This window comes from Salinimonas iocasae, assembly GCF_006228385.1.
GTDB lineage: Bacteria > Pseudomonadota > Gammaproteobacteria > Enterobacterales > Alteromonadaceae > Alteromonas > Alteromonas iocasae.
Genome location: NZ_CP039852.1, coordinates 1,698,579 through 1,711,837, shown reverse-complemented (window position 1 = coordinate 1,711,837; position 13,259 = coordinate 1,698,579). Strand labels below are relative to the sequence as shown.

Below are 13,259 nucleotides of genomic sequence, written 5' to 3'. Positions count from 1 at the left end.
GTAATAACGCCATTAAATGGTGCGCGTCAGCATACCCTTAGGGTTACTGCAGTAACACTTATCTCTTAATGCTGTTAATCCTGAAAATACGGTACACTCCCCCGAAATCTTATCCGCTTTTATTGTTATTGCGTACAGTAGCTGAAAAGTAACAATTGATTACAATTTAAAGTAGCGATTCAGTTATGATTCGATACCATAACGATAACAGGTCTTATAGGTAGTAATAGTTTATGGCAGCAAATGGAAGCTGGACGAAATCACTTTTTGTCGGACTGTGGACAGTTTTAAACTTCTGCAGAAAGCTTTTCTTCAACGTAATTTTCATTTTCATTCTGGTAGCAATCATATTAGCAGTGTCTGCCGATAAAGATCCGGTAGCGGTCCGCCCAGACAGTGCCTTGTATATGAACTTGCAGGGACGACTGGTTATTGAGAAAGAATCGGTGGATCCCTTTGAACAGTTCATGCAGGAAGCGTTTGGTGAAGAACCGGAAAATCCGGAATTACTGGTGCGCGATTTAGAAAAAGCACTGCGAAATGCAAAAGAAGATAACCGCATTAAAGCACTGGTACTTGATTTGGCAGAGTTTGAAGGTGGCGGTCTCGATAAGCTTCGCCGGGTCGCGCAGGCCATCGATGATTTTAAAGTATCCGGTAAACCGGTTTACGCTATCGGTGATTATTTTGCTCAAAGTCAGTATTACCTGGCAGCGCATGCCGATAAAATTTACCTTAACCCAATGGGAGCGCTTTTACTTGAAGGCTATGGTCGCTACGGATTGTACTTTAAAGACCTGCTGGAAAAGCTTCAGGTTACCACCCACATTTTCCGTGTAGGAACCTATAAGTCTGCTGTCGAGCCATTCTTGCGCAACGACATGTCAGATGCAGCCAAAGAAGCAAATCGAGAGTGGCTGGATACGTATTGGGAACAATATAAAGAAGATGTCGCAGCGGCCCGGAATATTCCTGAAAGCCAGTTTGATGAAAAACTGGATGTGCTGGTAGAAAAGTTTGATGCGGCAGGTGGGGACTTTGCGCAATATGCTTTAGAAAATGGTTGGGTAGACGCCCTTAAAACGCGCACCGATATTCGCCAGGAACTTGCTGAGCTGGTTGGTCGTGATGATACTGAGCTGGGCGTTAACGTCACAACATTTAGCGCTTACCTGAAAGTCATTAATCCGCCAATGCCCTCTATTGAGAAAGACGGCGATCAGGTTGCCATTGTGGTAGCGAAAGGTCAGATTCTGGATGGGGAACAACGGGCGGGTACGATTGGTGGCGACAGCACTGCACGTCTTTTGCGTCAGGCCCGAATTGATGACAATGTGAAGGCAGTGGTATTGCAGGTTGACTCTCCGGGGGGCTCTTCTTTCGCCTCAGAAGTGATTCGTCAGGAAGTGTTGGAGCTACAAAAAGCAGGCAAGCCGGTGGTGGCGTCAATGAGCACCTACGCAGCATCAGGCGGCTACTGGATATCTGCTCCGGCAGATAAAATTTACGCCTCTCCCAGCACGATTACGGGTTCAATCGGTGTATTTGGTATGTTTATGACTTACGAAAACACCTTGGATTATATTGGTGTATCCAGCGACGGTGTTGCATCAACAGAGGTGGCCGGTCTCTCCCCTGCCCGCGAGCTTGATCCACGTTTTGCTGATATTTTGCAGCGCAATGTTGAAAGCAGCTACAACCGCTTTATCACTATGGTCGCTGAGAACCGTCAGATGACGCCAGAAGCCGTAGATAATGTTGCTCAGGGTCGCGTATGGATCGGCACTAAAGCCAAGGAACTCGGGCTGGTAGATGAACTGGGCGAGCTTGAGGATGCTGTGATAGCTGCAGCAGAACTCGCGGGCATCGAAGAGTATGAGACATCTTATGTAAAGCGTCAGCTTAGTCCTCAGGAAATGTTCTGGCGTGAGTTTTTCGGTCAGGCAATGGTATGGGCCGCAAAGAGTCAGTTTGTGGGTAACGATACCCCGATGATGGGGATGGTTAAGCAGCTGCTTACACACTATAACAGCGTAAACCAGCTTAATGATCCTATGGGTGTATATGTGTTATGTCTGCAATGTCAGGTGCACTGACCACGTGATATCGCAACATGAAAAAAACGAAGTCGAACAGCGCGTTAACGCGCTGTTCTCTTTAGCAGAGTCGCATTTTTCACAACCTCTTAAAACACCGGCAATTGGCTGGCGAAAGTCAGGAAAAAATGCGGGTACCGCTAACCTGACAACGAATAAAATTAATTTTAATCCAGTCTTTTTTACTCACAATCGGCAGGCCTATTTCGACGAGGTGATACCTCACGAGGTCTGTCATATTATTGTCTATCAGATTTACGGTCGCGTTGCGCCACACGGTAAACAATGGCAATGGGTTATGCGCAACCTGTTTGAGGCACCAGCGAGAACTACGCACCGTTTTGATCTCGCCCCATTGGGTCTGAAGGAATACGTGTATCGCTGTGAGTGCGGTGAGATTAACTTATCGGTACGTCGTCACAATAAGGTAATGCGTAACAAACAACAGTACCTATGCAGAGGGTGCAGAGGAATTCTGACGTTTACGGGAAAGCACCTTTAGTCAACTTATTCAAACCATCGACGTGTAAATACCTTATCGAGCTGATCGAAAGCTGACTTTAACAATGCTGCAAGTTCCCTGTATTTCGGTTCTGACTGACGCGAATGAACCTCGCAACCTTCCTGTTGCAATTTACCGTGAATTTCATGATACCAGCTCTTTAATGCCGGTGGCAGAGTTTGATTAGACCTGTGTCCCAGCCAGAGGATACCCTGCAACGGTAAGCTGAGAAAAAATGCACCAATAGCCAGTGTCTGAGGCAGGTAGTCACCGCCCAGCGTATTAAACAACATTGCACTGCAAACCACCGCAACAGGCGGCATTACAGCGATAGAAAACCGCGTAGCGCTAATGACTTTGCATTCAGGGAAGTGAGGGTATAACTCTTTTTTTACCGGCCACGTGCTCATGTACGCATGACCGTCCCGGAATAAAGATAATACGGATTGTGACATAAATCACCTCGACTAAAGCTTGCCAGTAACCACCCTTTCCCACTGTAATTACTGTTTAACTGGCGCTCTTTTCATTTAATACTTAATCACCCCGAGTATAGCTCATCAATGCGGGTTACCATATTGAAATATTATTCATTGTCGTTGGTGATTGCATCGTTCACTATTGAATGTAAAAATTTTGCCCTAATAAAGACACTCATCGTTTGTACAAATCTGCATATGGCAGGTTTTGATTGGAGATTAAAATGGCAGAGACCAGGCATGTGCCTCTTCTTATTCTGGGTTCTGGCCCCGCGGGATATTCAGCGGCAGTATACGCAGCGCGGGCGAACCTCAATCCGGTATTGGTTACCGGAATACAGCAAGGCGGTCAGTTAACCACCACGACGGATGTCGAGAACTGGCCCGGCGACCCGGAAGGTCTGACCGGCCCTGATCTGATGGTGCGGATGCAAAAACACGCAGAAAAGTTTAATACAGAGATTGTTTTTGACCATATTAATAAAACAGATCTTTCGAAAAAACCTTATACATTGCATGGCGACTCCGGCACCTATACCTGTGATGCGTTAATTATTGCCACAGGTGCATCGGCTAAATATCTGGGGCTGGAATCAGAAGAAGCGTTCAAAGGTAAAGGCGTATCTGCATGTGCAACTTGTGACGGATTTTTCTATCGTAACCAAAAAGTTGCTGTAGTAGGTGGTGGTAATACCGCTGTCGAAGAGGCGCTTTACTTATCAAACATAGCTTCAGAAGTTCATGTTGTGCATCGCCGCGACACATTCCGTTCAGAAAAAATTCTTGAGCAGCGTTTGCGCGAAAAGGCGGAGAACGGCAATGTCATTCTTCATCTGGATCGTACACTTGATGAAGTGATGGGCGATGAAATGGGTGTAACGAAGATCCGTATTGCCGACACCAACAGTGATGCAAAAGAAGAGCTTGATGTTATGGGCTTGTTCATTGCTATCGGCCATAAACCCAATACCGATATCTTCGAAGGCCAGCTTGAGATGAAAGATGGCTATATCAAAGTTAATAGCGGTACCGAGGGTAACGCTACACAAACCTCGGTTGAAGGTGTTTTCGCCGCAGGTGATGTAAGCGATCATATTTACCGTCAGGCAATTACCTCTGCCGGAACCGGATGTATGGCTGCACTGGATGCTGAGAAATACCTGGACGGTGTCAGAGCAGCAGCACAGTGGTAGTGTTCTGTATGCTTTAGCAAAGGGGCCCATCGGGCCCTTTTTTAATGTGACGACTGAATTTGGCATTAAAGCGCGCCGGTTTTTGCTATAACTATTTTGAAAAGTACTATCGCTTATTACTATGATTGAGCTTCCTTACCTGACCGAACACACACCTTTCCCGCCTGTTAGCAAAGCACTAAGCGAACCTAACGGCTTATTGGCTTTCGGTGGCGATCTGTCAGTGCGACGTCTGCTGAATGCGTACAGTCAGGGGGTATTTCCGTGGTTTAGCGATAATGAACCGTTGTTGTGGTGGTCACCTGATCCTCGGGCCATTATTGAGCTGGATGGGTTTCATTGTTCAAGAAGCCTGCGCAAACTCATTCGAAAACAGTGCTACACGGTTACGCTCAACCATCAGTTTGAAGATGTGATAGGCCTTTGCGCCTCTATTCCACGGCGTGATCTTCACAGTGACGAAGAAACATCGGCGACCTGGATTACCGATGAAATGCAAACAGCTTACCTGCAACTGCATAAAGCAGGGTTTGCCCATTCAATTGAGGTTCGTGATGAGACCAGCAGTTTGGTAGGCGGCCTTTACGGGGTGGCAGTAGGCAACGTTTTTTGTGGCGAATCTATGTTCCACAAACAGCCAAACACGTCTAAACTTGCTATGTATGCATTAGTAAAACACATGCAGACGCATGGGTTAGCATTTATTGATTGTCAGATGCCTACTGAACACCTGGCGAGCCTGGGCGCGAAAACTGTCAGTCGGAATGAATTTATCTTGCGACTGAAAGAGCACTCTCAGACTTTGGATGAAAACGGTGATCTTATGCCCGCTTATCGTAAGTGCTGGCAGAAGCAGGTGATTGCCCTATGAAATTCGGAATTACCCAAACATTCAGCTGTAGCTATTTGCCTGATGAGCATGAGCAATTGTTAGTTTTCGCAGAGAAAGACCAAAACTTTGCATGGCGATATGGTCAGCTAATCCAGGCAGGCTTCAGACGCAGCGGTGCACAGATTTACCGGCCGCATTGTCCTTCCTGCTCAGCGTGTCAGTCAATTCGTATTCTGGTAGATGAATTTACGCCGTCGAAAAGTCAGAAGCGTGTTCTATCGCGTAATGCTCATTTGTCTTCCACCCTGGCATTCGCGCCCCGTGACGCGTACTACGAGCTTTATGAGCGCTATATCACCCAGCGTCACGCTGATGGGTCTATGTACCCACCTAATCGTCAACAGTTCGAAAGCTTTATTCTTTGTGAATGGAAGTCGCCGATATTTGTAGAAGCCTACGAGGGTGATGAGTTAGTGGCAGTGGCGGTAACTGACAACATAGACAATGATAATGAGCATCAGGCCTACTCAGCCCTCTACACTTTTTATGCGCCTGACAGACTGAAGCATTCACCAGGTACCTGGATGATCATGCAACAAGTGTTGCACGCAAAAGCAAATCACAAACAGTATCTTTATCTGGGCTACCAGATAGATGATTGTGCTAAAATGAATTATAAGCGTCGTTTTTATCCTAATGAGCGTTTTTATAATAACGACTGGCATCGCTTTGATAAAAAATAGCGTTTTACCTTTACATATCTGGCAAGATTAGTTAAGGTCTGCGCGGCAAAATTTTGACTTACTGAGGTAACTGCTATACATGGCAAAAGAAGATTCTATTGAAATGGAAGGGGTAATTCTAGATACCCTACCCAACACAATGTTCCGCGTTGAACTGGAAAATGGCCACGTGGTCACTGCGCATATCTCCGGAAAAATGCGTAAAAACTATATTCGAATTCTGACAGGTGACAAAGTCACTGTTGAGATGACACCTTATGATCTGACTAAAGGTCGTATTGTGTATCGTGCAAGATAATATCAGTAAGTAAGAATCTCACCGATAAGAAAAAACCCGGCTAATGCCGGGTTTTTAGTTTCTGTCTTTAGGATTAATTCGACTCAGCCTGCGTATTCTTAGATTCTACACCGGTATAGGTAAACACCAGCTTGTCGTCTCCGAGATCTACTTTCACGCTGCCGCCTTTGCTTAACTCGCCAAAGAGAAGCTCATTGGCCAGCTCTTTCTTGATTTCTTCCTTGATTAAGCGCGACATAGGCCGTGCACCCATCGAGCGATCGTAGCCCTTCTCTGCCAGATATGCCCTGGCATCGCTGGTAACGTCAAGGGACACGCCTTTAACATCAAGTTGCGCCTGAAGCTCGATGATAAACTTATCAACCACCTGAAGAATGATGTCTGTCTCAAGGTGATTAAACCAAATGATCGCATCCAGACGGTTTCGGAATTCTGGCGAGAACACTTTGTTTATTTCGCTTAGCGCGTCGTGACTATGGTCCTGTTGTTTGAAGCCGATAGACTTACGCACAGTTTCCTGTACACCCGCATTTGTCGTCATGACTAACACAACATTTCTGAAATCAACTTTTCGTCCGTTGTTATCGGTCAGGGTCCCGTGGTCCATCACCTGCAACAGGATATTGTAAATATCGCTGTGTGCTTTCTCTATCTCATCCAGCAACACAACTGAGTAAGGGTTTTTTATCACAGCATCAGTCAACAGACCGCCCTGATCAAAGCCGACATAGCCTGGAGGCGCACCTATTAGCCGGCTTACCGCATGGCGCTCCATGTATTCAGACATGTCGAACCGTACCAGTTCCACACCCATGATTTTTGCCAGCTGCTGAGTAACTTCTGTTTTACCGACACCGGTAGGCCCGGCAAACAGGAAGCTACCAATCGGCTTCTCTTCATTGCCCAGTCCTGAGCGGGACAGGTGAATTGCATCTGTCAGCGACTCAATCGCTTTATCCTGTCCGAACACAACCATCTTAAGGTCTCGATTAAGATTTTTAAGTACCTCTTTATCTGACGCTGAAACCGATTTCTCAGGTATACGCGCCATTTTGGCAATGATCTGTTCAATGTCTGATACATTGATAGTTTTCTTACGCTTGGACTGCGGCAACAGACGCTGACTGGCCCCAGCTTCATCCATTACATCGATAGCCTTATCAGGCAAGTGCCGCTCATTAATGTACTTAGCTGACAACTCCGCAGCAGCCTGAAGCGCTTTTTGTGTAAAACGAACGCTGTGATGCTCTTCATATCTGTTTTTCAGACCAAGCAAGATTTTCGTCGTATCGCTCACACTCGGCTCAGTAATATCGACTTTCTGGAAGCGACGAGCTAACGCTCTGTCCTTTTCAAAAATGCCCTGATATTCCTGGAACGTGGTTGAACCAATACAACGTAATTCACCACTGCTTAATTTGGGTTTAAGTAAATTAGAGGCATCCATTACGCCCCCTGAAGCAGCACCCGCACCGATGATGGTATGTATCTCATCGATAAACAGAATAGCGTGCTCGTCTGCGCTAAGTTCTTTTAGAATAGCTTTGAGGCGTTTTTCAAAGTCACCACGGTATTTCGTTCCCGCCAGCAGACCGCCCAGGTCCAGGGAGTACACGGTACTTTTTGCAATAACTTCCGGCACGTCTTCCTGCACTATGCGGTATGCCAGTCCTTCTGCAATAGCCGTTTTACCTACACCGGCCTCACCAACAAGCAGGGGGTTATTTTTACGGCGGCGACATAGAATCTGAATAGTTCTTTCAAGCTCTGAATCACGGCCTATTAGAGGGTCAATTTTGCCGTCCTTTGCCTGCCGGTTCAGGTCAGTTGCATATTTGCTTAACGCCGAACCGCCCTCTTCGCCTTCAGCACCTTCTTCACTGGTTTCACCTGACGCCCCCGGCGCTTCATCGTCGGCTTTACTTACGCCATGACTGATAAAATTCACAACATCTAATCGGGTAACATCGGACTTTTTAAGAATATAAACAGCCTGAGACTCCTGCTCACTAAAAATAGCGACAAGCACATTTGCGCCGGTTACTTCATCGCGGCCGGAAGACTGAACATGAAAAACAGCGCGTTGCAGCACGCGCTGGAAGCCAAGTGTGGGCTGAGTTTCTCTCTCACCTACCTGGTCTTCAAGAATAAGTGGCGTGGTGTCTTTAACAAACTCTATCAGCTCGTTTTTAATTGTATCGATATCCGCGCCACAGGCTTTGAGGGCTTCCTGCGCTGATGAATTGTCCATTAATGCTAATAGCAAATGTTCAACCGTCATAAACTCGTGTCGATGCTCTCTGGCAAACACGAATGCTTCGTTTAACGTCTGCTCTAATTCTTTGTTCAACATATTGCTCGCCCCTAGTTAGTTCACTTACTACGCCGGTTCCATGGTGCACATAAGCGGATGTTGATTCTTTCGTGCGTACTGATTGACCTGCATTACTTTGGTTTCAGCAATTTCTGCAGTAAAAATGCCGCAGACAGCTTTTCCCTGATAATGCACTGTCAACATAATTTGATTGGCTTTCTCCGAATCCAAATTAAAAAAACGTGTGAGTACTTCGACCACAAAGTCCATCGGCGTGTAATCGTCGTTGTTCAACAACACTTTGTACATGGGAGGCGGTTGCGTCTTCTTACGCTGCGCTTCTCTAAGTTTTTCTCTTTCAATACTGATCGCGTTGTCTTTGCTCATAGTAATAGGATAGTGCTTAAGCGTATATTACGCAGAATTTTTTCTATAAGATTAATTCTTCAAAATACGCTTGACATTGAGTGGTTAAAATATCTACAGTTTCTGATGTACCGTTATGAAGTGACGCATGACTGTACAATTTGCCCTTCAAACCTATTGTGGGGGCATAACTGTGTGAGTTCAAGGATTAAGAGGAAGTCGAAGTATGGCGGTTGGTAAAGTTAAGTGGTTTAACAACGCAAAAGGGTTTGGATTCATCGTGCCAGAAAATGGCGGTGAAGACATTTTCGCTCACTATTCAACCATCCAAATGGAAGGTTATCGTTCTCTAAAAGCTGGTCAGGAAGTGACCTTTGATGTTCAGCAAGGCCCTAAAGGCCTGCATGCTGAAAACATCGGCGTAATGGACGAACCTGAGCGTTAAAATCCGGTAAATAAACGCCAAAAAGCTTTTACTGCATTTAACAGTAAAAGCTTTTTTATGCCTGTTCTAAAGTATCCGACACATCAGGCACTTCGATTTCTTTGCTTACATATCCCCCACCGGTACCCATTCCCGGCATTTTACTAATTAAGTGCTAGACAGATAGCGCAGCCATTATTTACATTTAGCTTTTCTGAGTAAACATGGACGTCTGATGTCTGGCCCATCTGTAACCATTTTAAACCCGATATTCTATGATTTGGGTGGCGTTTTTACGCCATCTGTTGAAGCACTCAATCGTGTAGATAGCCTGCTTGTGAAGCACTATTCGTGGGAAAGTTGCAAACACGAATATGAATATATGGCGTATAACTTCAGCTATCTTGCACTGCACATTCCCAAGCTCTGCTATGTCATAGATACCCAACGCCTCACGATTTTAAACACTGACGTCGAGGTTTCGCTCCAGCTTTCTATCCGGGTTTGCGGCAATATATGTTTTGAATACGATTATCATATTCCCGGGCTTGCTAATGACAGTATCACTGCGATTACTGAGGCCCTTCAGTGTTATATTAACCTTTCTTACTCTCGTTATCTTAAGCGAAATAATGCATATAAAAATGCAATGACCCGAATCGCTACACCCGTTGTCGATGACACAATCCCCCCAATTCTAAATCACTGCAAATTACTCGAAGAGATAAAAGGGCTTGTCAGGCAGTCAGATGAGTTTAAGCCAGACTCTTACTGCTACCCCTATCAACATGGCCGCTTGCTGTATGCGTGTGATTCAGGCAGTGATTTTGTCTGTAAAGAACTCCTTGATGAAGGCTTTGAAAGTACCGTAAAGCGACTAGATGATGGCCGTATTCTGTTAGGTACCTGGAAAACAATCTTAATGGTCAGTCAAGAGAAACGGGCCACGTTCATGAACCTTTATATAGAGTCTTTATCGCGCTTTTTTCAGTGTCAGACCTGGATTTTTCAATGCGAGCACCGACTTGATCAGATTAACCGGAACATCGACAGCGAAACCCAAAGTTATACGCTGCTAAACCAGGAAGCTAAAGATATAGAAACATTCTATTTCACCTGTAACCGTGAAATGATCAACTTTGATAATCTCAGCATTCCGTTTAAAAACGATGACTATACGTTCTTATCAGCGTCTATTAATGACGCGTTAAAGCTGGACGGGCATATTGCTCAGACATATAAACACCTTGATGCGGTGAAGGAACACATCAATCTGGCGAAATTACATATTGATTCGCGTACAGAAAAGCACGCTAAGCTATTAAAACTGCTAATGGGATTGAATCTGTCTGCGGGAATCGCGTCACTCATACCTGCTTCGCTGGATGGTGATATTGCAAAAATCAGCTCATCTATGCTGCCGCCCATCGTTTGGGTGACATTTGCGCTAATCGCTTTTACTGTATTAATCGTCGAGTTCAGGAAGCGTAGTTAGCGTTGAGTGACTGTTAATATTCACATTCATGAAGTTTCCGCAACACAAATAAATACTGATAGACCAACATACTAAAAAGCCCGGCATAGCCGGGCTTTTTTATATCAATTTTGGGGATTAGCCCAGAATGTCATGCAATGTTTTACTGGGTGACATCGCGTTGTAGACTTTCTTCGGATCGGGGTAATAATAACCACCGATATCCTGTTCTTTACCCTGGGTCGCGTCGATCTCTTCAAGCACCTTATCGATGTTCTTTTCGAGCTTCTCGGCAATGTCTTTAAACTCAGCAGCCAGGGCTTCATCTTCAGACTGATTAGCGACTTCCTGCGCCCAATATAGGGCAAGCCAAACATGACTACCACGATTATCCAGTTCGCCCGCTTTACGCTTAGGCGATTTACCATTGTTTAGTAATGTTTCAGTGGCTTTATCCAGTGCCTTACCAATTATCTTCGCTCTGTTGTTGTCATTTTTGATAGCAACATCTTCCAAAGACACAGCAAGTGCCAGGAACTCACCCAGTGAATCCCAACGCAGGTGCCCTTCTTCAACAAACTGCTGTACATGCTTAGGCGCTGAACCACCTGCACCGGTTTCATATAAACCGCCACCAGCCATCAACGGTACGATTGACAGCATCTTCGCACTTGTACCTAACTCCAGAATCGGGAATAAATCGGTTAGATAGTCACGCAATACGTTTCCGGTAACAGAGATAGTATCCAGGCCACGCATCGCACGCTCCATGCTATAACGAATAGCGCGTACCGGAGACATAATCTGAATATCAAGGTCACTGGTATCATGCTCCTGAAGATACTTATTAACCTTCTTAATCAGCTGCGCATCGTGCGCGCGTTCATCGTCCAGCCAGAATACGGCAGGCATGCCAGACTGACGGGCACGGGTTACAGCAAGCTTGACCCAGTCCTGGATAGGCAGATCTTTTACCTGACACATGCGCCAGATATCGCCCTCTTCAACCTGATGCTCAATCAGTACATTGCCATCCTGATCAACAATCTGAACTGTACCGTCACTCTCCATTTCGAACGTCTTATCGTGCGAGCCATACTCTTCGGCTTTTTGCGCCATTAGACCTACATTTGGCACTGTGCCCATCGTCGTCGGGTCAAAGGCACCGTGTGTCTTACAGAAGTTGATAACTTCCTGATAGATGGTGGCATAGGTACTTTCAGGAATAACCGCTTTGGTGTCGTGAGGCTTTCCATCCGGTCCCCACATTTGTCCTGAATTACGGATCATCGCCGGCATGGAGGCATCAACGATAACATCGCTGGGTACGTGCAGATTCGAAATGCCTTTGTCAGAGTTAACCATCGCAATCGGTGGACGGTTGCCATAGCAGGCATTGATGTCACGCTGGATTTCTGAGCGCTGAGACTCTGGCAGGCTTTCAATTTTGTCGTAAACACTGCCTAAACCATTGTTTGGATTTACGCCTAGCTCGTCAAAAAGCTCGCCGTATTTATCGAACAACTCTTTGTAGAAAACTTTAACACAGTGACCAAACACGATGGGGTGAGACACCTTCATCATGGTTGCTTTTACGTGCAAAGAGAACAGGATATTGTTCTTCTTGGCATCTTCAATCTGTTCTTCAAAAAAGTCACACAGTGCTTTTTTGCTCATATACATGCCGTCAATCACTTCACCGGCAAGCAGATTAACTTTAGGCTTTAATGTTTTCTTGTTGGCTTGTTTATCGGTGAATTCAATCGACACATATCCATCTTTTTCGATGGTGGTCGATTTTTCGCTTGAGAAGAAGTCACCGCCACGCATATGCGCAACATGCGATTGTGAAGCCTGGCTCCACTCGCCCATTGAATGAGGATATTTACGCGCAAAGTTTTTAACTGCAGTAGGTGCACGACGGTCAGAGTTACCTTCACGCAATACCGGGTTTACCGCACTGCCCAGAACCTTACCATATCGTTCGCGAATATCTTTTTCTTCGTCAGTTTTCGGGTCATCCGGGAACTCAGGAACATCAAAGCCCTGCGCCTTCAATTCTTTGATCGTAGCGCGTAGCTGAGGAATTGAAGCGCTGATATTTGGCAGCTTTATGATATTGGCATTCGGATTTTGGGTTAACTCACCAAGCTCCGCTAATGCGTCTGGCACTTTCTGGTCGTCATTCAGATAATCAGAGAAATTCGCAAGGATACGAGCAGCCAGAGAGATATCGCTCAATTCGATATCGATATCTGCTGCGCCAGCAAATTTTTCAATGATAGGAAGCAACGAATAAGTCGCCAGCATTGGCGCTTCGTCAGTTTTGGTATAGACGATAGTCGACTTGGCTTTGGTCATTATATACCTCAATGTTTTCGGTACGTCTGTACCGTATTAATCCGTTGAATACGAAAGATGAAATTGACAAAAATTCGTCCCCCGCCTCGACAGGCATGGTAATATTGTTGCAGGGCTAATCGCTGTTGCGTGCCCGACTCGACCCAAGACCAGCAAGCGAAAATGACAGTCAGATAC

At 45.6% G+C, this 13,259-nt stretch carries 12 protein-coding genes; 8 read left to right on the top strand and 4 right to left on the bottom strand.

The window, feature by feature from the left end:
• Nucleotides 1–233: 233 nt before the first annotated feature.
• Both sppA and FBQ74_RS07480 read left to right on the top strand, forming a co-directional pair.
• Nucleotides 234–2,096 carry a signal peptide peptidase SppA gene (sppA, locus tag FBQ74_RS07485; RefSeq protein ID WP_139756082.1) on the top strand — a complete coding sequence of 621 codons (1,863 nt, stop codon included), beginning with the start codon at nt 234–236 and terminating at the stop codon, nt 2,094–2,096.
• A gap of 4 nt (nt 2,097–2,100) precedes the next feature.
• On the top strand, nt 2,101–2,598 hold the full coding sequence (locus tag FBQ74_RS07480) for a SprT family zinc-dependent metalloprotease (RefSeq protein WP_205912288.1): 498 nt from the start codon (nt 2,101–2,103) through the stop codon (nt 2,596–2,598).
• A gap of 5 nt (nt 2,599–2,603) precedes the next feature.
• Here FBQ74_RS07480 and yfbV read toward each other — a convergent pair whose 3' ends face one another.
• Nucleotides 2,604–3,053 carry a terminus macrodomain insulation protein YfbV gene (gene yfbV, locus FBQ74_RS07475; protein WP_139756080.1) on the bottom strand — a complete coding sequence of 150 codons (450 nt, stop codon included), beginning with the start codon at nt 3,051–3,053 and terminating at the stop codon, nt 2,604–2,606.
• 248 nt (nt 3,054–3,301) lie between these two features.
• Between yfbV and trxB the strand changes: the two genes are divergently transcribed.
• The 4 genes from trxB (at nt 3,302) to infA (ending at nt 6,143) form a co-directional block, all read left to right on the top strand.
• Nucleotides 3,302–4,270 (top strand): thioredoxin-disulfide reductase, encoded by a 969-nt coding sequence (gene trxB / locus FBQ74_RS07470; protein ID WP_139756079.1) that lies wholly within the window; start codon nt 3,302–3,304, stop codon nt 4,268–4,270.
• Between the two features lie 121 nt (nt 4,271–4,391).
• On the top strand, nt 4,392–5,141 hold the full coding sequence (gene aat / locus FBQ74_RS07465) for a leucyl/phenylalanyl-tRNA--protein transferase (RefSeq protein ID WP_139756078.1): 750 nt from the start codon (nt 4,392–4,394) through the stop codon (nt 5,139–5,141).
• Nucleotides 5,138–5,845 (top strand): arginyltransferase, encoded by a 708-nt coding sequence (locus FBQ74_RS07460; RefSeq protein ID WP_139756077.1) that lies wholly within the window; start codon nt 5,138–5,140, stop codon nt 5,843–5,845. Before aat ends, FBQ74_RS07460 begins: the two co-directional genes overlap by 4 nt.
• 79 nt (nt 5,846–5,924) lie before the next feature.
• Complete coding sequence (infA, locus tag FBQ74_RS07455) at nt 5,925–6,143, top strand: translation initiation factor IF-1 (protein ID WP_018981915.1); 219 nt, start codon at nt 5,925–5,927, stop codon at nt 6,141–6,143.
• Nucleotides 6,144–6,216: 73 nt separating this feature from the next.
• Here infA and clpA read toward each other — a convergent pair whose 3' ends face one another.
• Both clpA and clpS read right to left on the bottom strand, forming a co-directional pair.
• Nucleotides 6,217–8,496, bottom strand: coding sequence for an ATP-dependent Clp protease ATP-binding subunit ClpA (gene clpA, locus FBQ74_RS07450; RefSeq protein WP_139756076.1), 2,280 nt, complete (start codon nt 8,494–8,496; stop codon nt 6,217–6,219).
• A gap of 27 nt (nt 8,497–8,523) precedes the next feature.
• Nucleotides 8,524–8,844, bottom strand: a complete 321-nt coding sequence (clpS, locus tag FBQ74_RS07445; protein WP_139756075.1) for an ATP-dependent Clp protease adapter ClpS — start codon at nt 8,842–8,844, stop codon at nt 8,524–8,526.
• A 205-nt stretch (nt 8,845–9,049) separates the two neighbouring features.
• Here clpS and cspD point away from each other — a divergent pair, with 205 nt between their 5' ends.
• A complete protein-coding gene (gene cspD, locus FBQ74_RS07440; protein WP_139756074.1) occupies nt 9,050–9,268 on the top strand; it encodes a cold shock domain-containing protein CspD in 219 nt (72 codons plus the stop codon).
• A gap of 214 nt (nt 9,269–9,482) precedes the next feature.
• Complete coding sequence (locus FBQ74_RS07435) at nt 9,483–10,742, top strand: hypothetical protein (protein WP_139756073.1); 1,260 nt, start codon at nt 9,483–9,485, stop codon at nt 10,740–10,742.
• 117 nt (nt 10,743–10,859) lie between these two features.
• Here FBQ74_RS07435 and FBQ74_RS07430 read toward each other — a convergent pair whose 3' ends face one another.
• Nucleotides 10,860–13,082, bottom strand: a complete 2,223-nt coding sequence (locus FBQ74_RS07430) for an NADP-dependent isocitrate dehydrogenase (protein WP_139756072.1) — start codon at nt 13,080–13,082, stop codon at nt 10,860–10,862.
• Between the last annotated feature and the right edge of the window lie 177 nt (nt 13,083–13,259).